The sequence below is a fragment of the Streptomyces sp. 8N114 genome (assembly GCF_052245835.1).
Classification (GTDB): domain Bacteria; phylum Actinomycetota; class Actinomycetes; order Streptomycetales; family Streptomycetaceae; genus Streptomyces.
Genome location: NZ_JBQQBT010000002.1, coordinates 232,168 through 257,407 on the forward strand (window position 1 = coordinate 232,168; position 25,240 = coordinate 257,407).

The window sequence follows — 25,240 nt, forward strand, 5'->3', positions numbered from 1 at the left end:
GCGCAGCTTAGGGTTGCGGCCCGCGCAGCCCAAGCGCCGCCAAGCGTTGCGCCGCGCCGCCCAAGCGCAGCTAAGGGTTGCGCCGCGCAGCAAGCGCCGCGCCGCCAAGCGCAGCGGGGGGAGTTGTAGGGGGAACCCCCCTACAACTCCTTGACCCGCACATTCCGGAAAGACACCACGTCAGTGGCCCCGTGGACTTGGAGGCCCACGTACCCCGAGGCGTAGCGGCGACCGTCGGTGCCGGGGTCATCACCGCGGGGCGGTTCGAAGACCTGGCCGCGGTCGTTCTCGAACTCGTTGATCAGCCTGCCGTTGCGGTAGATCTCGTAGTGCTGGCCGATCACGCGGATCTCGTAGTCGTTCCAGGTGCCCTTCGGGGTGACGCCGGCGCCGGCCAGGCCGACGCGGTCGAACCCGTAGACGGAGCCGGTCTTGTACATGTCCCCGTCCGGGCGGTCCAGGATCTGCAACTCGTGGCCGTACTTGATGGCCACCCACTCCGGTCGCGACTCCTCCGGGTGGTCGTGCACATCGGGGAATCGGACGAAGACGCCGCTGTTGGCCCTGCCCTCACCGGGTGCGTCGTCGCGGAACTGGAGCTTCAGCGAGAAGTCCGCGTACTTCCGCTTCGGATACCACAGCATCCCCATGCCGTCGACCTTCGCGTCGCTGGTCATGGTGCCGTCGTCGTTGAGCCCGAACCTGCCGCCGCCGACCTGCTCCCAGTTGGCGAAGGACTCCTTGCTGCCGTCGAACAGGTCGCGATACCCGGTGTTCTGACCCGGCGTACCGATGCCGGAACTCTTGGCGGCGCGGTTGATGAGCTTCTGCTCGCGGGCGACGATCACGCCCTCCTTGACGAGCTGCGCGGTGACACCGCGCACGTGCTTGAGGAACAGTGCCTGTGACGTCCACTCCTTCTCGTCCTCGATCAGCTCGTTGATGGTGCAGCGGCGTTTCGTCATCCGATTGGGTACGCCTGTGTCGACGGTGCCGACGATCACCGTCTCCCGCTCGTCGTACTCCGGACAGTCGGGAGCGGGCACTCCGCCGCCCGCCACGACGCGGAAGGACACCTTCTGCGGCTCGGAGGTGTTGCCCGCCTTGTCGGTGGCGCGGTACGTCACCGCGTGGTAGCCGGCCCGGTCGACGACCAGTGGCCCGGAGTAGGTGACGTACGGCGCGCCGTCCAGCGAGTACTCGATCTTCGCCACGCCGGACTTGTCGTCCGTCGCGGTCACCGTGACCGTGGCCTTGCCGACGAAGTTGCCGTCCGAGTTCTTGCTGCCCTCGGCCTTGCCCTCGGTCGTGGGCGGGGTGGTGTCCACATCCGGCGGTTCGACGACGGTGAAGCTCTCCGACTTCTCCTCCGCCGCGTTCCCCGCCTTGTCCCTGGCCCGGTAGCGGACGGTGTGCTCGCCCGCGTCCGTGACCGTCACCGGTGCGGTGTAGGGCTGGAAGTCGCCGCCGTCCAGGGCGTATTCGACGGTGTCGACGCCCGAGCCCGCGTCCGAGGCTGTCACCGTGACCGTTGCGCTGCCCAGGTAGTTGCCGGCCTCGTCCTTGTCGCCCTCGACCGTGGCGGAGGTCTGCGGCGGCGTGGTGTCCTCACCCGGATCGCCGCCGGTCACCACCAGGGTGCCCTGCATCTGCTGATGCCCCGGGATGGTGCAGTGGTACTTGTAGGTACCCGGGGTCAGGGTGACCTCCGCCGTGTGCTTGCCGCCCTGCGAGTCGTTGGGCGAGGCCAGGATGTTGAGGTCGACGTCCTGGTTGTAGTCCGGGTCGGAGGTGACGAAGGTGAGGGTGTGCGACATACCGGAGGTGTTGCCGGTGGCCGCGCTGTTCTCGAAGACGATCGTCGCCTTGCCCGCCACCGCGGTCGTCGGCGCCGAGGCGTATTTCGTCATGTCGTCGTCGGCGGTCCAGGTCAGCACCTGCTCGGCCGCCCCGGCCCCGCCCCGCTGGGCGCTCGCGGTCCCGGCCGGAGCCGTGCCCTTGCCCCACGCCGTGGCGGAGGTGAGACCGAGAACCATCAACAGCGCCGCCAGCAGGGCCGTCAGCAGTCTGCGCCGCTCCCGTCTTTGCCGGCGCCTCACCCGTGCGCTCGCCGTCATCGGCCCGTCCCCTTCCGCAGTGCCGGTTCGGCCATGTCCTCAGGGCTCGGCGTCGGCTCGCCGCCCTTGTACGTCACCCGCCACAGCGCCGACTTGTCGTCGGAGGTGAAGAACCCTCGCCCGTAGTCCAGGACGTACAGCGACCCGTCCGGACCGAACTTCCAGTCCATGAGGTTGCGGATGCCGCCCTCGCCGACGGGGACGATCTGGTCCAGGCTCTCCGGGTGGGCCGGCAGCGCGCCCACGGTGTCGCCCTCGGGCATCACCAGCGCGTGCCGTGGCTGGTCACCGTCGTAGAAGTCGCCCACGAACCACTTGCCGTCCCAGTAGGAGGGCCACTTGTGCTGCGACGGGTTGTCGGCGTCGTACCGGTACAGCGGCCCGTTCATCGCCGCCTGGCCGCCGCCCTTGAGCCAGGAGAGGGTGAGCTTCTGCTCGGCCGGCTTGTAGCTCGGGACGCCGTTCTCGTCGCGGGGGAAGTCGGGACCTCCGCCCTGCGGGGAGTACCAGATGTTGTTGTTGCGGGCCGGCGGGATGTTGACCAGGCCGTCGTTGTTGGGCGACTCGTTCTTCAGATGGTCGCAGTCGTACCAGCCCAGCGGCTTGCTCGGGTCGGGCAGATTGCGGTCGCGGTAGGGCTGCTTGTTGCCCATGCAGTACGGCCAGCCCTGGTTGCCCGCGCTGGTGATCTTGGCGAAGGTGTCGTACTTCGCCGGCCCCCAGGTCGGGCTCGGCGTCTGCGCGTCGGGGCCGACCCAGCCCGCGTACAGGGTGTCCGTCTTCTTGTCGACGGCGATCCGTGACGGGTTGCGCACGCCCATCACATAGATCTCCCCGCGGGTCTTGCCGCCGCCCTCATCGGTCTCCTTGCCGGTGAAGAGGTTGCCCTTGGGGAGGGTGTAGGTGCCGTCGTCCTCGGGGTGGATACGCAGGATCTTGCCGTTGAGGTTGTTGGTGTTGCCCGCAGTGCGGCGCGCGTCGGCGAAGGAGACACCCTTGAAGGACGGCTCCGGGTTGTTGCCCGAGTAACCGTCGCTGAACCGGGAGGAGTTGTTGTCACCCGTGGCGATGTAGAGGTTGTCCTCGGAGTCCCAGGCCATGCCGCCGCCCGCGTGGCAGCAGCTGTGGATCTGCACCGGCCACTTGAGCAGCACCTTCTCCGAGTCCAGGGCCAGCTTGTCGGTCGCCTTGTCCAGGGTGAAGCGGGAGACCCGCCGCTCGGCCATATGCGTCTCGCGGTCGATCTCACTGTGCGGCGTGTAGTGCAGATAGACCCAGCCGTTCTCGGCGAAGTCCGGGTCCAGCTCGATGCCGAGCAGCCCCTCCTCGTTCTTGACCAGCTCGTCGCCGCCGCCCTTGTTACCGAAGACCGTCAGCTCGCCCGCGAGGGTGACTTTTTCCGTCTTCGGGTTCCAGATGTGCACCTGGCCCTTGCCCTTGCCGATGTCCGGGTCGTTCCAGTCGGTGACCACCGGCTGGTCGGCGTCGCCGCCGCCGCGGCCGATGTAGAAGACCCGGCCGTCCTTCGCCGTGACCACACCGTGCGGCTCACCGATCTGGTCGGACTGGCCCGGCTGGTTGGGCTTGGTCAACCGCTTCGCCTCGTAGTTGGACGAGATCGCCGCGTGGCAGTCGGCCCGCGCCAGCCGCGTCGTCCACATCAGCGCACCCCGCAGATGGCTGCGGAAGTCGGTCTCCGCGAAGCTGGACCTGGTGCCGCCCATGGCGGTGTAGAACGAGCGCCCGCCGTCGTAGTCGCGGCACCAGGAGACGGGGTGGTCCCAACTGCCCGCGTCCTGGCCCGGGTCGTAGCTGTTGGTACGGACCCGTGCGACCGTGTGCACCTTGCCGGAGGGGTTCTCCTGCCAGTTGAGCCACTTGTCGGGGCGCTTCCACTCGACGGGCAGCTCCTTGGTCGCCGGGTGCTGCCGGTCGCCGACCTCGACGACGGCACGCTGCACCTTCGCCGGGCTGTGCTCGGCGGGCCGGGCGCCGATCAGCCCGGAGTACCAGTCCGAGTACGGTTCGGCGCGCGCCGCATCGTGGATACCGAGGAAGCCGCCGCCCGCCTCCATGAAGCTCTCCAGCCCGGCCTCCTGCTCGGGGTCGAGCACATCGCCGTCACCGGTGAGGAAGACCACGGCGTTGAAGCGGCCCAGCCGCGGCTTGGTGAAGATCGCCGGGTCGTCCGTGGCCTGGATCGTGAACCGCTCCTGGGCCGGGCCCTGTTGCCCGATCTTCTCGATGGCCTCGATCGCGGCGTCGACGGTGGGGGACTCCTCGCCCGTCGCGCCGTGGAAGACCAGGACGCGTACGTCCTCGCTGCCCGGCGGGCTCGGCAGCGCAAGCTTGGGCGCGGGTGTTCCCGGTGGCGGCGCCGCGAGCGCCGGTGCGCCGAGCAGCCCGGCGGCGAGCGCACCGGCCAGCAGCGCGGCAATCCTTCTGCGCCGGGGTCTCGCCCGTTTTGGGTGCGGTTGGAGCCGCATGCGTGATCCACCCCTCTTCCGTCACAGAAACGTGGCAGAAGCTAGACCTCTTTCGGCGGTTCGCCAAGGTCTATGACCACAACTCGACGAACTTTGTCCTGAGTGTGGATAAACAGTCCCGTCGGCGCTACCGTCCCCCTCGACCGTCCTCAACTCGCTTCGTACGGCGCACCGTTCAGCACCCCCCGTACACCCCACGCCACACGACTCACGCCTCACGTCTCCGGGGAGAACGAGAACGATGAGCGGAAACCCCAGCACCCCGAGCCGCCGTTCCTTCAACAGAGGTCTGCTGGCTTCAGGCGCCGTCGCAGCGGTCGGCGGCAGCGCGCTGACTGCCGCGACCACGTCGTCCACGGCCGCACCCGTCCGCTCCTCGGCTGTACGCCGGGCGGGCAAGGGCGGCGAGACCCGGCGGATCAAGATGTACGCCGAGAAGCTCTCCGACGGGCAGATGGGCTACGGCCTGGAGAAGGGCAAGGCCACCGTCCCCGGCCCGCTCATCGAGCTCATCGAGGGCGACACTCTGCACATCGAGTTCGAGAACACCATGGATGTCGCCGCCAGCCTCCACCCGCACGGCGTGGACTACGACATCGCCAACGACGGCACCAAGATGAACAACAGCCACGTCGAGCCCGGCGGCAAGCGCACCTACACCTGGCGCACCCACAAGCCCGGCCGCCGCAAGGACGGCACCTGGCGTCCCGGCAGCGCCGGCTACTGGCACTACCACGACCACGTCGTCGGCACCGAGCACGGCACCGGAGGAATCCGCAACGGCCTCTACGGGCCCGTCATCGTGCGTCGCGAGGGAGACATCCTGCCCGACGCCGACCGGCAGTTCACCATCGTCTTCAACGACATGACCACCAACAATCTCAAGAAGGGCCCCGACTTCAAGGCGACGGTGGGCGACCGCATCGAGATCATCATGATCACGCACGGTGAGTACTACCACACCTTCCATGTGCACGGTCACCGCTGGGCGGACAACCGCACCGGACTGCTGGAGGGCCCCGAGGACACCAGCCGGATCATCGACAACAAGATCACCGGCCCCGCGGACTCCTTCGGCTTCCAGCTCATCGCGGGGGAGGGCGTGGGAGCGGGCGCGTGGATGTACCACTGCCACGTCCAGAGCCACTCCGACATGGGTATGGCGGGCCTGCTGCTGATCGCCAAACCGGACGGCACCGTGCCGGGCCACGGGGACCACGGGGGCCATCACTGACGGCTGCGCGCCGAGGCCGCTGAACTGCGACAACGCACCGCCGCGCCGGGCGTGGTAGGGTGAAGTTGTTGCAGTTTTGGTACCCATAACTTATGCGCGCCTGAGCTTTGTAGCTCGGGCGTGTTTTGTCTTCCGGAGCCTTTCTGGAAGGGGTCATTGCGGCGACGCGGAGCGTACGAGGTGTGCGACTCCCAGCCACCCTGAAGGAGAAGAAGATGGCATCCGGCACCGTGAAGTGGTTCAACTCGGAAAAGGGCTTCGGGTTCATTGAGCAGGACGGCGGCGGCGCCGACGTCTTCGCCCACTACTCGAACATCGCGGCCCAGGGCTTCCGTGAGCTCCACGAAGGCCAGAAGGTCAACTTCGACGTCACGCAGGGCCAGAAGGGCCCGCAGGCGGAGAACATCACCCCCGCGTGAAGCTGACGCTTGACGCATAGCAACACCAACTGGGGCCCGCACCGTCAAGGTGCGGGCCCCAGTTGGTGTCCCGGGCCGACCGGCTACGGCAACATCCACGCCAGCGCATGCGACTGGAGCAGCACCAAAAGGCAGACGCCCAAGAGAAGCAGCGCGCTCCAGCCGATGGCCTTCCGGAAAAGAACGGCCTCCTTGCCGAGCAACCCCACCGCGGTAGCCGCAATCGTCAGATTCTGCGGGCTGATCATTTTGCCGACGACCCCGCCTGAGGTGTTCGCGGCGACCAGCAGCGTCGGGTCCAGCCCCGCCTCGTCGGCCGCGGTCTGCTGAAGGGTGGCGAACAGCGCGTTGGCCGAGGTGTCCGAGCCGGTCACGGCGGTGCCGAGCCAGCCGAGGACCGGTGAGAGGAAGGCGAACGCCGCACCCGCGCCCGCGATCCAGGTGCCGATGGTGATGGTCTGGCCGGACAGGTTCATCACATACGCGAGCGCCAGCACCGAACCCACCGTGAGCAGCGCCCAACGCAACGTAAGCACTGTACGGGCGAACTCCCGCACCGCGTCCCACGCGCGCACCCGGTAGACGGCGGCCACCAGCACCCCGCACAGCACGAGTAGCGAGCCGGGGGAGGACAGCCACGGGAAGACGTACGTGGTGGTGGAGGACTGCTCCCCGGAGGCCGTGAGCACCTCCCCGTCGAGCCCCGGCCACGGCACCGACACATCGCTGTCGGCGAGGAACTCCTTGGCGGGCTCCCAGAGCTTGGCGACCGAGAAGACGGCGATCACGATGAGATAGGGAACGAAGGCCAGCACGATCCGGGCCCCGGACAGCGGCCGGCCCCCGCCGTCCCGCTCCACCCCGTCGGGCGACCCCTCGCCGGGCACTCCCGCGCCGGACGGCCCGGCGCTGTCGCCCGCCGCCTCCCGGCGCTCGCTTTCCGCCGCGCGCAGCAGCTCCTCCCGTACCCGCTCGCTCTCGGCCGGCCGCCAGACGCGGAGGAAGGCGACGACGGCCCCCAACGCGACCAGTGAGGCGATGATGTCGGTGAGCTCCACGGAGATGTAGTTGGCGCTCACGAACTGCGCCACGGCGAACGCCCCTCCGCACACCAGCGCGGCGGGCCACGTCTGCCGGAGGCCCGGCACCCCGTCCACCAGCGCCACCAGCAGCAGCGGGACGAACAGCGCCAGCAGCGGCGTCTGGCGGCCGACGTACGCACCGATGTCCGTATAGTCGATGCCGGTCAGGGTGCCCGCGGTGATGATCGGCGTCGCGATCGCCCCGAACGCCACCGGAGCGGTGTTGGCCACCAGCACTGTGACGGCGGCCCGCACCGGCGAGAAGCCGAGCGCCATCAGCATCACACCGGTGATCGCCACCGGGGCGCCGAACCCGGCCAGCGCCTCCAGCAGCGCGCCGAAGCAGAAGGCGATGATGAGGGCCTGGATCCGCGGATCGTCGCTGACGAGGTTGAACGCGCGCCGCAGATCCGCGAACCGGCCGCTGGTGACGGTGAGCTGGTGCACCCACAGCGCGGCGAGCACGATCCACATGATCGGGAACAGCCCGAAGGCCGCCCCCTCCGTCCCCGCCAGCAGCGCCAGGTCCACCGGCATCCCGTAGGCCCACACCGCCACCACCACCGAGGTGCCCAGCGCGGCGAGCCCCGCCCAGTGGGCCTTCAGCCGCAGACCCCCCAGCAGCACGAACAGGGTGAGCAGGGGCAGCGCTCCCACCAAGGCGGACAGCGCGAGGCTGTCGGCCACGGGGGACAGGTCCGGACGGTACATGTCTCACCCTCGCCCTCGAACAGGTGCGTCCCGAACTGATCGTTCCGCAAGGTTGGTTCGAGAACAGCCCGCTGTCCATAGGTCCGGCATCATGAACGTATGGCCCGACGCAAACCCGCCCGCCCAGTACGCCGCCCCGCCCCGCCCTCGGCCTGCCCCTGCGGAGCCGCCCGCCGGGGGGCACCTCCCGGCCGGACGCTGAGGGAGGAGTGCTGCGGCCGTTTCCACCGCGGCGATGCGGCGCCCGCCACCCCGGAGGAGCTGATGCGCTCCCGCTACGCCGCCTTCGCGCTGGGGGAGACGGAGTATCTGCTGCGCACCTGGCACCCGGACACCCGCCCGGCGACCCTCGACCTGAGCGGCGGCCCCCGCTGGACCGGACTGGAGATCCTCGCCACTTCCGGCGGGAGCGCCTTCCACGACGAGGGAACGGTCACCTTCCGTGCCCACTACCTCGGAGCCGGCGGCGAGCCCGGCGTGCAGGAGGAGCGCAGCCGGTTCATCCGGGTGGACGGTGTCTGGATGTATGTGGGCGGAAGCGTGGCCTGAGGCCCGGTGTCAGTCCCCCGCGACGTCCTGCGGGTACCAGCGCAGCTCGACGGTGTTGCCGTCCGGGTCCCGCACATAGACCGACTGGGCAGAGCCCCGGGCCCCGAAGCGGCTGACCGGGCCCTCCAGCACCTCGAAGTCACCCGAGTCGATGACCGTCTGCCAGTCGAGCGGCTCGACGACCAGACAGAGGTGATCGACGTTCGACTCTCCCCCGGCCTCCGGCCGGGAGGCGCCCCCACGCGGGCGGTCCAGCAGATCGATGATCGTGGTCGGACTGACCCGTACCGAAGGGAACGGGACCTCACCGGCCCGCCACTCCTCGACCCGGACCGGCTCCAGCCCCAATGGCCCGCAGTAGAACTCCAGCGCGCGCTCGACGTCACGCACATTGAGCACGAGGTGGTCGAAGTCCTTGACCTTCATCGGTAACCCTTCGGTAGCTCAGTCCTCGGAGTCTTCCAGTACGCGGAACTCCAGTCCGGCGCGGATCAGTCGGCCGGTCAGCGCCTCGCCCATCGCGACGGAGGTCGTCACCTGGCCCGAGGTGGGCGGCAGGTCGTCGTGGGCGAGGCAGAGCGCGCCCTCGGCGAGCATCTTGGCCGTCTCGTCGTAGCCGGGGTCGCCGCCCGCGACCTCGGTGACCACCCGGCGCCCGCCGCCCCGGCCCACGAAGCGCACCGAGAACCAGCTGCGCGCCCGCCGCTGCTCGTCCGGTCCCTCGCCGGGGGCCAGCCGCGCGGCGAGGAAGCGCCGCAGGGGCGGCAGCTGCGCCGCGGCGAACACGCCGCCCGCACCCGCGATGCCGCCGACGGCGACCGGCAGCCGCCGTACGGCCGCGTAGTGGCGGTAGGTGAAGGCGGGACCGTACCGCTCCAGCGCGGCGGCCGAGCGCCCCACGATCTGCGGGTCGATCGTCGGCAGCGGCACGGCCCACAGACCCAGCTCGTCCTCGCGCCGCACCCTGCCGGTGGGTGTGCGGATCGTACGGTGCGCAGGGCGTGGGTCTGCGGCGCGGCGGGACTTGGCGGTGCGGAGCATCCGGTCGGCACGGGAGAAGGACAGCAGCGCGCTTCCCCACGTACCGCCGGAGAAGGCCGCGTTGGAGCGTACGAAGCCGTCCACGCTCAGCGGCACGCCCACCGGCAGCTGTTCCACGGTGAAGCGGGCGCCCAGGTCGTGCGGTACCGAGTCGAAGCCGCAGGCGTGCACGAGCCGCGCACCGGTCTCCTTGGCGCGGGACTGGTGCCGCAGGTACATCAGATCCACGAACTCCGGCTCGCCTGTGAGATCGAGATAGTCCGTACCGGCTTCGGCGCAGGCGGCCACCAGCCGGGTGCCGTACCGCAGGTAGGGGCCCACGGTGCTGGCCACCACCCGGGAGCGGGCCGCCAGTTCGGCCAGGGAGCGGGCATCGTCGGCGTCGGCGGTCACCAAGGGCAGATCGGCCGTGTGCGAGTGCGCGGCGGCCAGACGGTCGCGCAGAGCCTTCAACTTCTGCTGACTGCGCCCGGCCAGCGCCCAGCGGCAGGCACGGGGCGCATGTGCGGCCAGATACCGACTGGTCAGTTCGCCCACGAATCCGGTCGCCCCGTACAGGACGACATCGAACTCTCGCTGGTCTCGCTCCGCTGCCTCGGCGTCAACCACAGAAACCTCTCCGGGCCCAGGAGCCCTTACCGGCCTTACCGACGGGTAGTTCGGGTACGGCCCTCATTTCAGCAGACGCGACAGCCGCCGGTCCGCGAGGGGCTTCCCGCCGGTCTGGCAGGTGGGGCAGTACTCCAGCGTCGAGTCACGGAACGAGACGGAGCGGATGGTGTCCCCGCACACCGGACACGGCTCGCCCGCGCGGCCGTGCACCCGCAGCCCGAGCCGCTTGCCCGCCTTCAGCTCGGTGGCCGACAGCCCCCGCGCCCGCTCCACGGCGGAGACGAGGACCTCCCGCAGCGCGGTGTACAGCGTGGTGGTCTCGGCGTCGGACAGCTCGGCGGCGAGCCGGAACGGCGACATCTTCGCCGCGTGCAGGATCTCGTCCGAATAGGCGTTGCCGATCCCCGAGATGACCGACTGGTCCCGCAACAGGCCCTTGATCTGCTGGCGTCGGCCCGCCAGCAGAGCGGCGAACGCCTCGCGGTCGAAGGCGGGGGAGAGCGGGTCGGGGCCGAGCCGCGCGATGCCGGGCACCTCCTCCGGGTCCCGTACGGCATAGACCGCGAGCCGCTTCTGGGTGCCCGCCTCGGTCAGATCGAACCCCTCGGCCTGCTCGCCGGCCAGCTCCAGACGGAGCGCGAGCGGGCCCTTGCCGGGGCGCGGCGGCGTGGCGGGCAGGGCATCCTGCCACCGCAGCCACCCCGCCCTGGCGAGATGGACGACCAGATGCAGTTCCCCGCCCAGCGCCAGGTCGAGGAACTTTCCATGCCGTACGACCTCGGTGAAGGCCCGGCCTTCCAGCGCGTCCAGCGGCGGGTCGTACGTCTTGAGCACGCTGATCGCGACCGGCAGGACGCGCCGGACAGTGCGTCCGGTCAGCCGTTCCGCCAGAAAGCCCCGCAGCGCCTCGACTTCGGGAAGCTCCGGCATGGTGTCTCCTCCCGGGACGCGACCCGGCCGGGACGCGGGTCGTCAGACCAGCTTGGCCTCATGGGTGATCGGAGTGGCCTTCAGCGCCTGGCTCACCGGGCAGTTCTGGGCGGCCTCCGCGGCGGCGGAGGCGAACGCGGCCTGGTCGATGCCGGGCACCTCGCCCTCCACGGTCAGATGGATACCGGTGATGCCCGTGCCCGGCTGGAAGTCGACGGCGGCCTTGATGGTCAGCCGGGTGGGCGGGGTGCCCGCGCTGTTGAGGCCGTTGGAGAGCGCCATCGAGAAGCAGCTGGAGTGCGCGGCGGCGATCAGCTCCTCCGGGCTGGTCCTGCCGCCGGGCTCCTCGGCGCGCGACGCCCACGAGACCGGGTACTGGCCGATGCCCGAGGAGTCGAAGGTGACGGTGCCCGATCCCTCCGTCAGGTTGCCGTTCCAGACCGTGTGGGCGGTGCGTGTGGTGGCCATCGTGATCTCTCTCCGTAACGCTGATGTCAACAGTGCCAGGTGGTCCCGCAAGTGTCGCAGTACCCGATCCTGCGCTCCCACCACACCCGTCGCACCTTCTGACGCGCCGGGGCGCCCGGATCCCGCTCAACCCGTTCAACAACTTCCGGCCGGACGAGGGCCCGTGCGGGGGTACGGTATGGGATTCAACGGGTATCAAAAAGTAATCAACGTCGTGCAGAGAGTGAAATGAGAGTGGGTGGCGCGCAATTATGATCAAGGGGATCGATGTCTCCTCGTACCAGCCCGAGGACTACAGCACTCGGGGCATCGAGTTCGTCTTCATCAAGGTCACAGAGGGGAAGTCCTACACCAACCCCAAGTGGGTCGAGCAGCGCAAGACCGGCCGCGACGCGGGCCTGGTCACCGGCTTCTACCACTTCGTCAGGTCGGGGAGCATGAAGGCCCAGGCCGACTACTTCCTCTCGAAGATCAACCTCGTCGCGGGCGACATGCTCGCGCTGGACTGGGAGGACCCCAAGGTCAGCAACGACGAGAAGGACGAGTGGATCAAGTACGTGCAGGGCAAGGCCGACGGCCACAAGGTCCTGCTGTACTGCAACCGCGACTTCTGGCTGAACCGTGACAAGACGTCGTTCGCAGGCGACGGCCTGTGGATCGCGCAGTACAACGGCAAGCCCGGCGAGCCCGACATCAAGCACCGCTGGCGCTTCCACCAGTACACGAGCGACCCGATCGACACCAACCTGGGCGAGTTCGACAGCCGCGAAGCGCTGCGCACCTGGGCGGGCGGCAAAAAGGGCGACTCGGACGAGAAGTGAGCAGGGCGCGGTTTTCGTGGGGAGGCTGCGCCCCGAAGGGGCGCGGGGCTGTGTTCATGTGCGGCTCCGCCGCGTGGGCGCGAGTTGCCACAACGAACCTGTAGCCCGCGAACTTCGGGCAGGGGCACCCCCTTACCGGCACAACGGAGGGGCGGTGCAAGATCCGCCGGACACGGCCTGGGCTCCCGCCCGGCACCGGGGAGGGTTACGCTCCCGTGCATGCCGGAAGCCAACTCCCCCTCCTCCCCAGCCCGCGCCGCCCGCTCCGACGACGACGCTCGTACCGACGACCCCGCGACCGCGCCCGAACCGCACGGGTCGAACCAGCAGGACAGGCCGGACGAGGGCGAGGCGGAGCGGCCGGCGTTGACACCGCGCCAGGCGCGGCGCATACGCATAGTCGTCTCCGCCGTCGTCATGCTCGCGGTGGCCGTCGCTCTGGTCATCCGGCTGGGCTCGGCGCCCTCGGTGCTCACCGTCGGCTTCTACGGCGTCGCGCTGATCCTCTCGGGTACGGCCATCGCGCTCAGCCGCAGGGGCCGCACCCGGGTGGCGACGGCGGTACTGGCGCTCGGTTTCGTCCTCGTCGTGTTCGGCGAGTGGTTGCTGGGCTTCTCGGGCGGCCCCTGATCCGGACGCCGAACGCGAGCAGGCGCGCCCCGAAAGGGGCGCGGGGAACTGCGCGATCAGCCACAACGTACCGGCAATCTGCGAACTTCGGGCAGGGGCACCCCCAACCGGAACACGGGAGGGCCGGGGCAAGATCCGCCGAAGGGCGTCGGCCGGGGCGCCCTCAGATCCACTCGATGGCGTCGCCGCCCACCTGGCCGGTGATCCGTGCCCAGTCGCGAGGGCTGCCTGCCGTGCTCGGCGCCGCGAAGCCAGCCGGACCGAAGCCCACCGGGGAGAGCGCGTACCGCAGCCGTCCCAGCGGGCTGTCGGCCTCCGTCAGCCACGGTGCCTGGTCGAACGGGGACTGCTCCGCACCTGGAGCTTCCAGTGCGCCCGGCTCGGCGGCGGGTTCGGCGGTTTCGGCCGCAGGCAAGTCGTGCAGCAGCCAGTGGGCGGTACGGGCCAGCGAGAGCCGCACCAGCCGGGACCCGGCGGTGCCGGTGCGCTGCTCGGTGAGGGCCCGCAGCAGTCCGGCGGCCAGCAGATAGCCGGAGCCGTGGTCGAGCGCCTGGGCCGGCAGTGCGCCGGGGGCGAGATCGGGTGAGCTCGTCACCTTGCCCGCCGGGCCGGCCTTGCCCGCCGCCTCCAGGCAGGCGATACCGGTGGCGGCCTGCACCAGGCTGTCGAAGCCGCGTCGGCGCTGCCACGGCCCGCCGGCGCCCCACGCGCTGAGCTGGCCCACCACCAGCCCGGGCCGACGGTCCATCAGCGACTCGGGCGCCAGCCCGAACCGGTCCAGTGCGCCGGGTCGGTAGCCGGTCACGACCACATGCGCGGAGGCCAGCAGCTCCTCGAAGGTGGCCTGCCCCGCGCGGCTGGACAGGTCGAGCAGCGTCGAGCGCTTGCCCAGGTCCGTGTCCGCGTGTGTGTCCAGGAACTCCGGCCGTTCCGGCGCGTCGATACGCAGCACGTCCGCGCCGAGCAGCGCGAGCGTACGGGTGGCGACCGGGCCCGCCAGGACCCGCGTGAGGTCGAGCACGCGCAGGCCGTGCAGCCCTCCCGGCCCGGGCGGGCCGTCCAGCGGGAGCGTCGGGGCCCCGTCCAGCCTGCTGAGGGCCACCAGCGGGGTGGGGGCGACGGCCGCCCGCTGCGGGTGCGCCGCCCACTCCTCGGGGGTCCGGACCGCGACGGCGAGCCCGCCCTCCGCGTAGACCGCCTCCTCGACGTCCAGCGCCTGACGGCCCGCCAGCTCGGTGGCCACCCGGCCGGCCGCCGCCTCGTCCTCCGCGGGGCCGTGGTCGGGCATGCCGAGCGCGGAGAGCAGCCGGGCACGGTGGTGCGGGTAGTTGGCGTGGGTGCGTACCCAGCCGTCGGCCGTACGCCAGAACCGGGACAGCGGCGCGAAGGTCAGCGGAGCCCGGCCGTCGATGCGTACCAGCCGGTCGCTGTGGAAGGCGGTGGCCACGGCACCGTCGTCCACCCGGACGGGCGGCAACAGCGCGCTGCGGGCCCGTACGCACGAGAACTCGGCCGCCGCCAGCGAGCACGCCGCCACGGTGGCGGAGGCCAGCTCCAGCACGGGCAGCGCGGAAGGGATCAGGCCCGGCCGGCGCTCCCGCGAGACGCGGGCCAGCAGCGCCGGATCCCCGCCGAGCGCCGTCCACGCCTGCGCCGTACCGGACTGCTGTACGGCGGGCCCGGCGGCGGCCGTGCCTTCGAGGGCCGGCGGGCCGTCGGTGGCGGATGCCGCTGGGCCGGTGGCCGACGCGGTCCCGCCGGACCGGCCTCCGCCGGGCTTGCCGCGGTGCTCGAACTCGCCGGGTACGAACTCGGTGTCGGGCTTCGGGGTGCTCGCGGAGTCGCGCGCGGCGAAATCCCGAGCCTCCCTGGGCTTCCCAGCCGCAGAAAACTGATCCATAGCGCGCATTTTGGCACCCGTCGGCACCGGATCGGGTGACGGCGGGGCGGTGATGGGCTTAGGTTGCGGCGGCCGGTTGTCGGAACGTCGGACTGCTGGCCGGCCGGACGGTCGTCGAGATGGCGGAGGCGGGTGGGGACGATGCGGCGGGCGTGGGCCTTGGTGCTCTCGGGGGTGGCCGTGTGTACGGCCGTGAGCGGCGGGCCGGCAACGGCCGGGCAGCGGGACGGCGGTGAGCAGGCCGCGTCGGCACCCCTCGTCGGCGATTCCCTGCCACGTGCGGGCCGCCCGAAGGCCGCCACCGGTGAGCCGGCCGGGTTCGGCTGGTCCGGCAAGGACAGCGGCAGCACGGCCCGGTTCCGCGGGCTGTCGGCCGTCAGCCGGCCCGCTGCCTGGGTGGCGGGCACCGGCGGCACCGTACTGCGCACCGGGGACGGCGGCCGGACGTGGCGCGACGTCTCCCCGCCGGGCGCCGAAGGGCTGGAGTTCCGCGACATCGAGACGTTCGGTACGCGTGGCGCCGTGGTGCTGGCGATCGGGGAGGGCGACGCCTCCCGGGTGTTCCGCACCCAGGACGGCGGGGCGCACTGGCAGGAGACCTTCCGCAATGCCGACCCGGCCGCCTTCTACAACTGCGTCACCTTCTTCGACCGCCGCAACGGCCTGATCGTCGGCGACCCGGTGGACGGCAAGTTCCAGGTCCTCGCGACCCGCGACGGCGGCCGGCACTGGCGGCTGCTGCCCTCGGACGGCATGCCCGCGGCACTGCGCGGTGAGGCGAACTTCGCCGCCAGCGGGCAGTGCCTGACCAGCGCGGGCGGGCGGCACGCGTGGTTCGCGACCGGCGGTGCCGATGCCTCACGCGTCTTCCGCACCGCCGACCGGGGACGGCACTGGCAAGCCGCCGAGACCCCCGTGCCCGCCGCCGAACCCGCCCGCGGCGTCTTCGGGCTCGCCTTCCGAGACCCTGCGCGCGGGCTGGCCGTGGGGGGCGACTACGAGCCCGGCGAGCCGGCTCCGCGGGCCTCTGCCGCGACGGGGGACGGCGGTTCGAGCTGGACGGCGAGCGCCCGCCCCGTTCCCGCCTACCGCTCGGGCGTCGCCTGGCTGCCGCACACCAGGCGGGCCGCGGTGGCTGTCGGCCCGACCGGTTCGGACCTCACGCTCGACGGCGGGCGCAGCTGGCGCACGTTCGGCAGCGGCTCTTACGACACGGTCGACTGCGCCCCGGACCTCGGATGCTGGGCGGCGGGCGAAAAGGGACGGGTGGCGCGACTGGAGGCGCGCCGGTAGCCCTTGGGTTGCGCTGTCACTCACTCCGGCTGCGTCGTCGTGGCGTACTCCGCGGCGGCTTCCTGGAGCGCGGCCAGGCCGTAGGCGATGAGGGGCTGCTGCTCCGCGCCTCTGCGTACGCAGGTCAGGATGCGGCGTATCGGGGCGTGCACCCCGGACAGCGGGACGCGGGTCACCGGCAGCCCTGCGGGTACGCGGGCCAGCCGGGGGATCAGGCAGATACCGAAGCCGTGCGCGACGAGGGAGGCGACCGCCGTCCAGTCGACGGCCGCCTGCGCGACCCGGGGTGTGAATCCGGCCGCCGCACAGGCGGCCTGCAGCAGCTGGTGCTGGTCGTTCGGGTCGCCCGCCCGGATCCAGGACTCCTCTGCGGCGTCGGCCAGCGTCACCCCGGCGGTGCCCTGGGCGCCCCGGGCGTCCCGGGCGTCCGGAGAGTGCCGTGCGAACCGGTGGTCGTCGGGCACCAGCAGATCCTGCGGCTCGGTGAGCAGCGGGTGCTGGCGGAACTGGCGGTCGTCCGGAGACGGGCTGTCGGGCGACGGCAGGACGACGGCAATGTCGGCAGCGCCGCTCAGCAGCAGGCCGTGGCGGTCCTCCGTCGGGTCCTCGGAGATCTCGACCGCCGCCTGGGGCCACTCCTGCCGCAGTCGTGCCGCGGCAGGTGCGACCAGCGTGGCGAGTGCGGTGGAGATCGAGGTGAAGCGCAGCCGTCCGGCGCCGCCGCGCCGGTGCGTGGCCAGTTCGGCTGCCGCAGCTTCCCAGTGGGCGTGCAGCGCGTCGGCGTGCTCCAGCAGCGCCAGCGCGGCGGGAGTCAGCCGTACCCGGCGGCCCACCGGCTCCAGCAGCCGCAGGTCCAACCGGGCCGCGAGCTGGCGCAGTTGCTGGGAGACGGTGGACGGCGTCAGATGCAGCGCTTCGGCGGTGGCCGTGACCGTGCCGCACCGGTGCAGCACCCGAAGCGTCTGGAGACGGGGATCGATCATTTCTCCATCATGTCGTTCAGCCGAACGATCCGGTGCGGAAACTTTCGATGGACTCGTACGGTGTGCGACCGCGACGCTGCGGAACATGACTCATGGGCTTATTTCATCTGGGCATATTTCTTCGGCGGACGCCGGGGCCGCCTCGGCAACGTCCCCCCTGTCCTCCGTGTCCTCCGTGTCCTCTGTGTCGGACGCGGCCGTCGCGGGCCTGGTGGCCGGGTACGCCGTCGCCGTTCCGGTCGGGGCCCTCGCCGTGCTGTTGGTGAGCCTGGCCGCCAGGACCTCGCTGCGGGTGGGCGTGGCGGGCGCCCTGGGAGTGGCGGTCGCCGACGGCGCCTACGCCACCGTGGCCGTGCTGGGCGGGGCCGCCGTTGCCCGGGCCGTCGAGCCGATCGCAGACCCGCTGCGGTGGACGGCCTCCGCGGTGCTGGTGCTGATGGCCGCCCGCTCGGCCCGTACGGCCGTCCGGGCGCTGCGGCAGGCGCGGGCGGTCCGGCGGCGGCAGCGGACGCGGGCGGATTGGCTGCAGCCGCAAACAGCGCCGCCCGGCGGCGGCCGACTCGACCGCGGGTCCGGCGACCGTCCTGCCGACGGGTCCGGCGACCGTCCTGTCGGCAGCCCCAGCGACCAGTCCGTCGACGGGTCCGGCGACCGTCCTGTCGGCAGCCCCAGCGACCAGTCCGTCGACGGGTCCGGTGCTCAGTCCGTCGACGGCCCCAGTGACCAGTCCGTCGACGGGTGCGCTGACCGGTTCCGCGACGGGCCGTGCGGTCCGGCGCCCGAGGCCGCCAGGTCGGTCCTCCCCGGCGAAGCGGCGCTGGGCACTCCCTCCCGCGCCTTCCTGGGGCTGCTCGGTATGACCCTGCTCAACCCCTGGGCGATCATCTACTTCTCCGCGCTGACGCTCGGCAACCAGCGACTCGGCGGGACCGGAGGGCCCAGCCAGGTGGCCTTCGTCGCCGGGATCGTCTTCGCCTCGGTGACCTGGCAGCTTCTGCTCGCCTCCAGCGGAGCGGCGCTGGGCCGCGCCCTCACCGGGCCGCGAGGCCGTGCCGTCACCGGACTGGCCTCGAGCGCGATCATCGCCGCGCTGGCGGTGGCCCTGGCGGCCGGGGTCGGGGGCTGACTGCCGCGCGTGGGAATGAAGCGGCGAGGAAATTGCTTGCCTCTTCAACCGACGACGTCGGCCCGGCAACCCCCGGACCGGACCGGCGCAGCCCCTTCCGGGGACAGCCGAGGAACGGATCATGCTTGTTGTCACCGCGGCCTCCGGCCAGCTCGGCCGCCTGGTCATCGACGCTCTGCTCGACCGCGATGTGCCCGCCGGGCGTATCGTCGCCGCCGTACGTACGCCCGACAAGGCCGCCGATCTCGCCGCCCGGGGAGTGCGGATACGCGAGGCCGACTACGACCGGCCCGAAACGCTGCACAACGCCTTCCAGGGCGCGGAGAAGGTGCTGCTGATCTCCGGCAACGAGGTCGGTCAGCGCGTGGCGCAGCACCGGGCCGCCATCGACGCGGCCAAGGCCGCCGGTGCCGGACTGCTCGCCTACACCAGTGTTCTGCACGCCGACACCACCACTCTCTCCCTCGCCCCCGAGCACAAGGCGACCGAGGAGTACCTGCGCGCGTCCGGGCTGCCTTACAGCCTGCTGCGCAACGGCTGGTACACCGAGAACTACGCCCAGACCGTCCAGCAGGCCCTGGCCACCGGTGAGTTCGTGGGGGCTGCCGGTGCCGGCCGGGTCGCCTCGGCCACCCGCGCCGACTACGCCGCCGCCGCGGCAGCCGTGCTGGCCGGTGACGGCCACCGGAACACGGTCCACGAACTGTCCGGCGACACCGCCTGGAGCAGGACGGAGTTCGCCGAGGCCCTCACCGATGTCTCGGGCAGCAAGGTCGTCTACCGCGACCTGCCGACCGAGGAGTTCGTGCGCACACTCACCGACAACGGAATTCCCGAGGACACAGCGCAGTTCCTCGGCCGGCTGGAGGCCGACACCGCCGCCGGCACCCTGGCCGACACCCCCGGTGACCTCTCCCAGCTGATCGGCCGTCCCACCACCCCGCTGCGCGCCGCCCTCGCCGCCCTCGTCAACGGCTGACCACCGCAGCCGCTCCCCGGCGCTTCAGCACCCCCTTGGCGAGCTTGCCCGTGGGGGTGCGGGGCAGCCGATCGGTGAACTCCACGGTACGCGGGACCTTGTACCCGGCAAGGTGTTCCCGGACGTACGCCCGCAGTTCGCGCTCCAGCGCCGGGTCCGCCGGGTCCGCCGTGCGGGCCGCGTCCGGTTCGAGCTGGACGACGGCGTGCACCGACTCGCCCATCTCCGCGTCCGGCACGCCGATCACCGCGACATCGGCGACTTTCGGATGCAGCGTCAGACAGTCCTCGATCTCCTGCGGGTAGATGTTCACCCCGCCGGAGATGATGGTGAACGCCTTGCGGTCGGTGAGGAAGAGATAGCAGTCCTCGTCGACGTGGCCGATGTCGCTGGGGGCACCTCCCGGCCGGAGGCTGGGGGAGGTCGTGCTGACTGCCGCCCTGGCCCCGGCTACCCGTACATGGGGCCACGGCGCTTCCGCCCCTCAGGCGCCACCTTGCTCTATGCTCACTGGTAATCGAACATCAGGCCGAATTCTGGAGCTGTGATGACCATTCGCCGAGTCGTTCCCGACCTCACCTCCGAAGACCTCGACAAATGCCGGGAGTTCTACGCCCGGCTGGGCTTCGAGGAGGTGATGAACCTGGGCTGGGTCATCAACCTGGCCTCCCCCAGCAACCCGACCGCGCAGATCATCCTGATGACGGCCGACCGGACGGCCGACGTACAGCCCGACTTCAGCGTCGAGGTGGACGACGTCGATGCCGCCTACGCCGCGATGGTCGACAGCGGTGCCGAGATCGTGCACGACATCCGCGACGAGCCCTGGGGAGTGCGGCGCTTCTTTGCCCTCGACCCCGACGGGCGCATCGTCAATGTCGTCAGTCACCAATAGGCCGTGTCCGGAGCCCTTCGTTGTGCCGGTGAGGGGGTGGGGGTGCCCTGTCCGTCGCTTGCGGGCTGCGGCTGCGGCTGCGCCGTGGCTGGGCGCGCAGTTCCCCGCGCCCCTTCGGGGCGCGTCTTCCATGCCGAGTGCGACGCCCGGCCCCGGCCTGTCAGTCGTCGGGGTCCGGCTCCGCCAGCGCCACCGTCAGCCCCTGCTCCTCGAACTCCCGGCGCGCGGCGTCCGGGATGCCGCTGTCCGTGAGGAAGGTGTCGAACAGGTCCGGGCCGCCGATCCGGGCGAAGCAGCGCACGCCGACCTTCGAGGAGTCCGTGACGACCACGGCCCGCCCGGCCCGCTCGGCCATCAGCCCGTTGATGCGGCCCTCCGACTCGTCGTAGACGGTGGCACCCTCCTTGGGGTCCATACCGTTGGCGCCGATGAAGGCTATGTCCACGGTGATCTCGCCCAGTACCAGCTCGCTGTAGGGGCCGGTCAGCTCGAACGTCCGGGAGTGCGCCACCCCGCCCGTGAGGACCGTCTTGATCTGCGGCCGCACGGCCAGCTCATAGGCGATGTTCAACGCGTTGGTGACGATGGTCAGATGCGGCTGCGGACCGGGTTCGGCCAGGTTTGGGCGGGTGGTCAGGGCGCGGGCGATCTCCGTGGTCGTGGTGCCGCCGCTCAGCCCGACCACGTTGCCGCGCTCCACCATCGCGGCGGCGGCCCGGGCCAGCGACTGCTTCGCTCCCACGTGGTGCCCGCGCTTGTAGCGGATCGGCAGATCGTAGGTCACCGCGCTGAGCACAGCACCGCCCCGGGTGCGGGTGAGCAGTTGCTGCTCGGCCAGCGCGTCCATGTCGCGCCGCATCGTGGCTGCCGAGACCTCCAGTGCGGTGGCCGCTTCCTCGACCTCCACGCTGCCGCGCTCTCCCAGCAGTTCGAGCAGGGCGTTCATCCGCTCATGGCGCTTCACCTGAGGTCTTCTCCTTCTCCCGCCCCTCGCCCCCGAGTACGCGCAGCAGCCGCGCCGCCTCGCTCCGGACCGCCTCCCGCGCCGGGGCGACGTACTTGCGCGAATCGATGAGCGCGGGGTCGGCCTCCAGTACCTTACGCACGCCCTGGGTGAAGACCGAGACGAGATGCGTCGATATGTTGATCTTGGTCATCCCCGCCGCGACGGCGGCTCGCAGCTCCTCGTCCGGAACCCCCGAGGAGCCGTGCAGCACCAGCGGCACCGACAGTTTCTCGTGCAGCTGCCCGATCAGCTCCAGATCCAGCTTCGCCGTGCGTTCCCGCATCGCGTGCGAGGAGCCCACCGCGACGGCCAGTGCGTCCACGCCTGTGGCCGCGACGAATGCCTGGGCCTCCTCCGGGTCGGTCCGCACCCCTGGCGCGTGCACCCCGTCCTTGCCGCCCACCTCGCCCAGCTCCGCCTCGACGAACACCTCCCGGTCGTGGCACCAGGAGGTCAGCCGCGCGGTCGTGGCCACGTTCTGGGTGTACGGCAGCGTGGAGGCGTCGATCATCACGGAGCCGACCCCGGCCGCGACACCCTGGCGGACCAGCTCCGCCTCGGTGATGTGGTCCAGATGCACCGAGACATCGGTCCGCGCTGCCTCCGCCAGCGCGAGGGTCGCGCGGGTGATCGGCAGCAGACTGCCGTGGTACCGCACGCAGTTCTCGCTGATCTGGAGGATGAGTGGGAGGCCGGTGTCGTCGGCGGCCGCGACCAGCGCCTCGGCGGTCTCCAGATGGATGACGTTGAAGGCGGCGGCGCCGATGCCCGCCGCACGGGCGTCGGCGAGGATCGAGGCGGTGGGAACGAGGGGCATCGGGGGCTCCTTGACCAGGAGGAGGACGGGAGGACCGGGGGGGACCGGAGCGACGGGAGGACGGGAGCGACGGGAGGGCAGGAGAGAGGGAGGACGGGAGCGACGGGAGGGCAGAGGAGGCAGAAGAGCGGGGGACGAGAGGGCGCGGCCATCGGGGGCGCACCATCCCGTGCCGCCCTCCCGTCAGCCGTCCAGCATCACCGAGCGGGTGAGGCTGCGCGGGTTGTCCGGGTCGAGCCCGCGGACCCGGGCCCGCTCCAGCGCGACCCGGTGGACCAGCACCAGATCGGCGAGCGGGTCACGGGCGTGGCACACGAACCGGGCACCCGTCGCGATCACCTCGCCCTCCAGCCCCTCCGGCGCTTCCCCGAACAGCCAGGTGACCCGCCCGGGCGCTGCGATGGCTATCGGCCCGTGCCGGTACTCCATGGCGGGGTAGGACTCCGTCCAGCTCTGAGACGCCTCCCGCATCTTCAGCGCCGCCTCGTTGGCCAGGCCGAAGGTCCAGTCCGTGCCCAGGAAGGTGAACTGCTCGGCGTCCAGCCACTGCTGCTCCAGCGGGCAGTCCAGTGCCTCCTCCGCGTCGCTCACCGGGCCCGCCAGATCCTCGCCCAGGTGCGCGCGCAGCAGCGCGAGGGCCGAGGTGGCGAAACGGGTCTGCACCACGGATTTCTCGTCGGCGAACGGCAGCGCGACCGTCTCGTCCGACAGTGACGTCGCCGGGGTGTCGGGGTCGCCCAGCACCGTGACGGTGGGGATCCGGCCCCGCACCGCCTCCAGCACGCGCAGCACCTCCGTCGTGGTGCCGGAGCGGGTGATCGCGACCACCGCGTCGTACCCCCGGGCCTCGCCGAGGAAGGCTTCCGAGGCGGCGAACGCGTCCGTCACGCCCAGTCCGGCCCGCTCGCGCAGCGCCGCGTAGGACTGGGCCATGAACCATGAGGTCCCGCAGCCGACCACGGCCACGCGTGCGCCCGCCGCCGGGAGGGGGGTGGCGCCGGAGCCGATCTTCGCGGCTGCCCGCCATGTCTCCGGCTGGCTGCGCAACTCCTGCTCCATGTATGCCGTCTCGCCCATGCGTGGGACCCCCTCCTGGACCGTAGCCCCTGGGGCCCGGTGCGTAAAGCTGCATGAAATCTCTGACTTTCACGCAACTTTACGCACTGCCAGCCGTGGCTGTCCATCCCACTCCCGGGTGAACGCCCTCCGGGCGGCTCAGCTCGTGACGGCTCTCCGCGTCTCCAGGTGGAAGCAGCCGAACTCGACCGCCCGTACATGCACCACCGCGACCCGAGGGTCGCCGTACAGCCGGGTCAGCCCCTCTTCCAGCGTCGGCGCCCCCTCCCGCCCCTGGTCCAGCAGCAGGCCGCCGAGGATGCGGCCCTCCGTCGAGTAGGCGCGCAGCGTGCGTCGTGCGCCGCGCATGGCCTCCGGGTAGCTGCCGTCCGGGGCGCCCGACCAGCCGCCGCAGTCGTGGTGATGGATGAAGACGGGACCCACCTCGTCGTACGCACCGGGGTCCGCGCCCGTCTCGCGTGCCCAGCGGCGCAACGGCGCGTACGAGACGAGGGCGAGGGCCTCGCCCGGTTTGCTCCGCTCCAGGCAGCAGCGCAGCGGGTTGCCGCCCTCCTCGTCCACCACCCGGCGCGGCGGGGCGCCCGCGTCGTCCCGTGTGCGGAGTTCGTCCAGCGTCCGGGGCGGGATTGCTCGTATCTCGTAACTGCTGTTCATGTGTCCCAGGCTGCGCCGGTGGCGGGTCGGGCGCTGGCGGGTTTCGGCCGTGGCGTTCAGCGGGTGCCGAGCGGGTCGGCGCCACTCCCCGGGGCCCTCGTAGGGGCTTGTGGATTGGCGGGGCTGTCCATAGCATCGCCGGTGTTACATCAGTTGTGTCACAGTGCTGGGGGCCCGATGGCAGCAGCGGAGGAACACGCCGGAGCCGCCGCCGGGGGCCCACTGGCCGGGGTGCGCGTCGTGGAGCTGGCCGGGATCGGACCGGGGCCGTTCGCCGCCATGACGCTGGCCGACCTGGGCGCCGACGTCGTCCGCGTCGACCGGCCCGGGGGCGGCGCGCTCGCCGTCGCGCCGGAATACGACGTCACCAACCGCAACAAGCGCTCCGTGGTGCTCGACCTCAAACAGCAGACGGGAGTTGCCGCGGCCCTCTCGCTCGCCGAGCGCGCCGACGTGCTCGTCGAGGGGTTCCGGCCCGGCGTCGCCGAGCGCCTCGGCATCGGCCCCGAGGTCTGTCTCGCCCGCAACCCGCGCCTGGTGTACGGCCGGATGACGGGCTGGGGCCAGGACGGGCCGCTGGCCGACCGGGCCGGGCACGACATCGGCTACATCGCCGTGACCGGAGCCCTGGGCATGACAGGGCCGGCCGAGGGGCCGCCCGTCGCACCCGGCAATCTGCTGGGCGACTACGCGGGCGGCTCCCTCTACCTCGTCATCGGCATCCTGGCGGCCCTGCACCATGCGCGCGGCCCGCAGGGCGCGGGACAGGTCGTGGACGCGGCGATCGTGGACGGCACGAGCCACCTCACAGCGATGATCCAGGGCCTGCTGGCGGCGGGCAGCTGGCGGGACCGGCGTGCTGCCAACCTGCTGGACGGCGGCTGCCCCTTCTACGGCACCTACGCCACCTCCGACGGCGGTTTCATGGCCGTCGGCGCCCTGGAGCCCGCGTTCTACACGGAGTTCGTGCGCCTGCTCGGTATCGCCGACGAGGCACCGCCCCGTGAGGACCTCGCCGCGTGGGGGGAGCTGCGGGAGCTGATCGCCGCTCGGTTCGCCTCCCGTACGCGTGCGGAGTGGACGGAGATCTTCCAGGACACCGACGCCTGTGTCGCCCCCGTGCTCTCCCTGACCGAGGCGCCGTCCCACCCGCATTTGGCGGCGCGCGGCACCTACCTCGAACACAGCGGTATCACCCAGCCCGCGCCCGCGCCCCGGTTCTCCGCGACGCCCACCCGCGTCGTCTCCGGCCCGGCCCGACCCGGCGCGCACACAGCAGAGGTCGCCCGCGACTGGGACGTTCCAGAGCTCGCCGCAGCCGACCGGGCATCCTCCGCCGCACCCGCCCCAGCCGCCGCACCCACCGCCCCCGCCGCACCGCGCGAAGGAGACCACCCCACCTCATGAAGC

Annotated in this window: 24 protein-coding genes; 10 read left to right on the forward strand and 14 right to left on the reverse strand. The window is 71.4% G+C overall.

The window, feature by feature from the left end; translation table 11 throughout:
- Nucleotides 1-140: 140 nt before the first annotated feature.
- The gene (locus ACTWQF_RS06580; RefSeq protein ID WP_443277972.1) at nucleotides 141-2,117 is read right to left on the reverse strand and encodes an OmpL47-type beta-barrel domain-containing protein; all 1,977 of its coding nucleotides are present in this window, start codon (nucleotides 2,115-2,117) and stop codon (nucleotides 141-143) included.
- Nucleotides 2,114-4,603, reverse strand: a complete 2,490-nt coding sequence (locus ACTWQF_RS06585; protein ID WP_443277974.1) for a ThuA domain-containing protein — start codon at nucleotides 4,601-4,603, stop codon at nucleotides 2,114-2,116. Before ACTWQF_RS06585 ends, ACTWQF_RS06580 begins: the two co-directional genes overlap by 4 nt.
- A gap of 241 nt (nucleotides 4,604-4,844) precedes the next feature.
- Here ACTWQF_RS06585 and ACTWQF_RS06590 point away from each other — a divergent pair, with 241 nt between their 5' ends.
- On the forward strand, nucleotides 4,845-5,837 hold the full coding sequence (locus ACTWQF_RS06590) for a multicopper oxidase domain-containing protein (protein ID WP_443277976.1): 993 nt from the start codon (nucleotides 4,845-4,847) through the stop codon (nucleotides 5,835-5,837).
- 215 nt (nucleotides 5,838-6,052) lie between these two features.
- Nucleotides 6,053-6,256 (forward strand): cold-shock protein, encoded by a 204-nt coding sequence (locus tag ACTWQF_RS06595; RefSeq protein WP_030405997.1) that lies wholly within the window; start codon nucleotides 6,053-6,055, stop codon nucleotides 6,254-6,256.
- 83 nt (nucleotides 6,257-6,339) lie between these two features.
- Here the strand turns inward: ACTWQF_RS06595 and ACTWQF_RS06600 are convergent, their stop codons facing one another.
- A complete protein-coding gene (locus tag ACTWQF_RS06600; protein ID WP_443277978.1) occupies nucleotides 6,340-8,049 on the reverse strand; it encodes an L-lactate permease in 1,710 nt (569 codons plus the stop codon).
- 99 nt (nucleotides 8,050-8,148) lie between these two features.
- On the opposite strand from ACTWQF_RS06600, the gene ACTWQF_RS06605 reads away from it, so the two are divergent.
- On the forward strand, nucleotides 8,149-8,598 hold the full coding sequence (locus tag ACTWQF_RS06605; protein ID WP_443277980.1) for a YchJ family protein: 450 nt from the start codon (nucleotides 8,149-8,151) through the stop codon (nucleotides 8,596-8,598).
- A 9-nt stretch (nucleotides 8,599-8,607) separates the two neighbouring features.
- Here ACTWQF_RS06605 and ACTWQF_RS06610 read toward each other — a convergent pair whose 3' ends face one another.
- From ACTWQF_RS06610 to ACTWQF_RS06625, 4 genes are all read right to left on the reverse strand, one after another.
- Entirely contained in the window at nucleotides 8,608-9,024 is a 417-nt protein-coding gene (locus tag ACTWQF_RS06610; protein ID WP_443277982.1) for a VOC family protein, read from the reverse strand.
- Between the two features lie 18 nt (nucleotides 9,025-9,042).
- The gene (locus ACTWQF_RS06615; RefSeq protein WP_443277984.1) at nucleotides 9,043-10,248 is read right to left on the reverse strand and encodes a saccharopine dehydrogenase family protein; all 1,206 of its coding nucleotides are present in this window, start codon (nucleotides 10,246-10,248) and stop codon (nucleotides 9,043-9,045) included.
- Between the two features lie 63 nt (nucleotides 10,249-10,311).
- Entirely contained in the window at nucleotides 10,312-11,181 is an 870-nt protein-coding gene (locus ACTWQF_RS06620) for an Fpg/Nei family DNA glycosylase (RefSeq protein WP_443277986.1), read from the reverse strand.
- A 42-nt stretch (nucleotides 11,182-11,223) separates the two neighbouring features.
- Nucleotides 11,224-11,649 (reverse strand): OsmC family peroxiredoxin, encoded by a 426-nt coding sequence (locus ACTWQF_RS06625; protein WP_443277988.1) that lies wholly within the window; start codon nucleotides 11,647-11,649, stop codon nucleotides 11,224-11,226.
- Nucleotides 11,650-11,900: 251 nt separating this feature from the next.
- Here ACTWQF_RS06625 and ACTWQF_RS06630 point away from each other — a divergent pair, with 251 nt between their 5' ends.
- Nucleotides 11,901-12,470 carry a glycoside hydrolase family 25 protein gene (locus ACTWQF_RS06630; RefSeq protein WP_443277990.1) on the forward strand — a complete coding sequence of 190 codons (570 nt, stop codon included), beginning with the start codon at nucleotides 11,901-11,903 and terminating at the stop codon, nucleotides 12,468-12,470.
- Between the two features lie 219 nt (nucleotides 12,471-12,689).
- A complete protein-coding gene (locus tag ACTWQF_RS06635) occupies nucleotides 12,690-13,100 on the forward strand; it encodes a hypothetical protein (RefSeq protein ID WP_443277992.1) in 411 nt (136 codons plus the stop codon).
- Nucleotides 13,101-13,263: 163 nt separating this feature from the next.
- On the opposite strand, the gene ACTWQF_RS06640 is transcribed toward ACTWQF_RS06635, so the two are convergent.
- A complete protein-coding gene (locus tag ACTWQF_RS06640) occupies nucleotides 13,264-15,000 on the reverse strand; it encodes a CoA transferase (protein ID WP_443277994.1) in 1,737 nt (578 codons plus the stop codon).
- Nucleotides 15,001-15,141: 141 nt separating this feature from the next.
- On the opposite strand from ACTWQF_RS06640, the gene ACTWQF_RS06645 reads away from it, so the two are divergent.
- Nucleotides 15,142-16,293, forward strand: a complete 1,152-nt coding sequence (locus ACTWQF_RS06645) for a WD40/YVTN/BNR-like repeat-containing protein (protein ID WP_443277996.1) — start codon at nucleotides 15,142-15,144, stop codon at nucleotides 16,291-16,293.
- Between the two features lie 20 nt (nucleotides 16,294-16,313).
- Here the strand turns inward: ACTWQF_RS06645 and ACTWQF_RS06650 are convergent, their stop codons facing one another.
- Nucleotides 16,314-17,276: a LysR family transcriptional regulator gene (locus ACTWQF_RS06650; protein ID WP_443277998.1), complete on the reverse strand. Its 963-nt coding sequence runs from the start codon at nucleotides 17,274-17,276 to the stop codon at nucleotides 16,314-16,316.
- 175 nt (nucleotides 17,277-17,451) lie between these two features.
- Between ACTWQF_RS06650 and ACTWQF_RS06655 the strand changes: the two genes are divergently transcribed.
- Both ACTWQF_RS06655 and ACTWQF_RS06660 read left to right on the forward strand, forming a co-directional pair.
- The gene (locus ACTWQF_RS06655) at nucleotides 17,452-18,402 is read left to right on the forward strand and encodes a LysE family transporter (protein WP_443278000.1); all 951 of its coding nucleotides are present in this window, start codon (nucleotides 17,452-17,454) and stop codon (nucleotides 18,400-18,402) included.
- A 118-nt stretch (nucleotides 18,403-18,520) separates the two neighbouring features.
- On the forward strand, nucleotides 18,521-19,381 hold the full coding sequence (locus tag ACTWQF_RS06660) for an NAD(P)H-binding protein (RefSeq protein ID WP_443278475.1): 861 nt from the start codon (nucleotides 18,521-18,523) through the stop codon (nucleotides 19,379-19,381).
- Here the strand turns inward: ACTWQF_RS06660 and ACTWQF_RS06665 are convergent.
- Entirely contained in the window at nucleotides 19,371-19,694 is a 324-nt protein-coding gene (locus ACTWQF_RS06665) for an AMP-binding enzyme (RefSeq protein ID WP_443278002.1), read from the reverse strand. The two genes, ACTWQF_RS06660 and ACTWQF_RS06665, sit on opposite strands and share 11 nt — an antisense overlap.
- A gap of 234 nt (nucleotides 19,695-19,928) precedes the next feature.
- Here ACTWQF_RS06665 and ACTWQF_RS06670 point away from each other — a divergent pair, with 234 nt between their 5' ends.
- Nucleotides 19,929-20,276 carry a VOC family protein gene (locus ACTWQF_RS06670; RefSeq protein ID WP_443278004.1) on the forward strand — a complete coding sequence of 116 codons (348 nt, stop codon included), beginning with the start codon at nucleotides 19,929-19,931 and terminating at the stop codon, nucleotides 20,274-20,276.
- Nucleotides 20,277-20,436: 160 nt separating this feature from the next.
- Here the strand turns inward: ACTWQF_RS06670 and ACTWQF_RS06675 are convergent, their stop codons facing one another.
- From ACTWQF_RS06675 to ACTWQF_RS06690, 4 genes are all read right to left on the reverse strand, one after another.
- A complete protein-coding gene (locus ACTWQF_RS06675) occupies nucleotides 20,437-21,240 on the reverse strand; it encodes a DeoR/GlpR family DNA-binding transcription regulator (protein ID WP_443278006.1) in 804 nt (267 codons plus the stop codon).
- The gene (locus ACTWQF_RS06680) at nucleotides 21,227-22,099 is read right to left on the reverse strand and encodes a class II fructose-bisphosphate aldolase (RefSeq protein ID WP_443278008.1); all 873 of its coding nucleotides are present in this window, start codon (nucleotides 22,097-22,099) and stop codon (nucleotides 21,227-21,229) included. The genes ACTWQF_RS06675 and ACTWQF_RS06680 overlap by 14 nt, the downstream gene beginning before the upstream one ends.
- 183 nt (nucleotides 22,100-22,282) lie before the next feature.
- Entirely contained in the window at nucleotides 22,283-23,176 is an 894-nt protein-coding gene (locus ACTWQF_RS06685) for an SIS domain-containing protein (protein WP_443278010.1), read from the reverse strand.
- A 138-nt stretch (nucleotides 23,177-23,314) separates the two neighbouring features.
- Entirely contained in the window at nucleotides 23,315-23,830 is a 516-nt protein-coding gene (locus ACTWQF_RS06690) for a DUF1203 domain-containing protein (protein WP_443278012.1), read from the reverse strand.
- A 177-nt stretch (nucleotides 23,831-24,007) separates the two neighbouring features.
- On the opposite strand from ACTWQF_RS06690, the gene ACTWQF_RS06695 reads away from it, so the two are divergent.
- Nucleotides 24,008-25,237 carry a CaiB/BaiF CoA transferase family protein gene (locus ACTWQF_RS06695; RefSeq protein ID WP_443278014.1) on the forward strand — a complete coding sequence of 410 codons (1,230 nt, stop codon included), beginning with the start codon at nucleotides 24,008-24,010 and terminating at the stop codon, nucleotides 25,235-25,237.
- Nucleotides 25,238-25,240 lie beyond the last annotated feature (3 nt).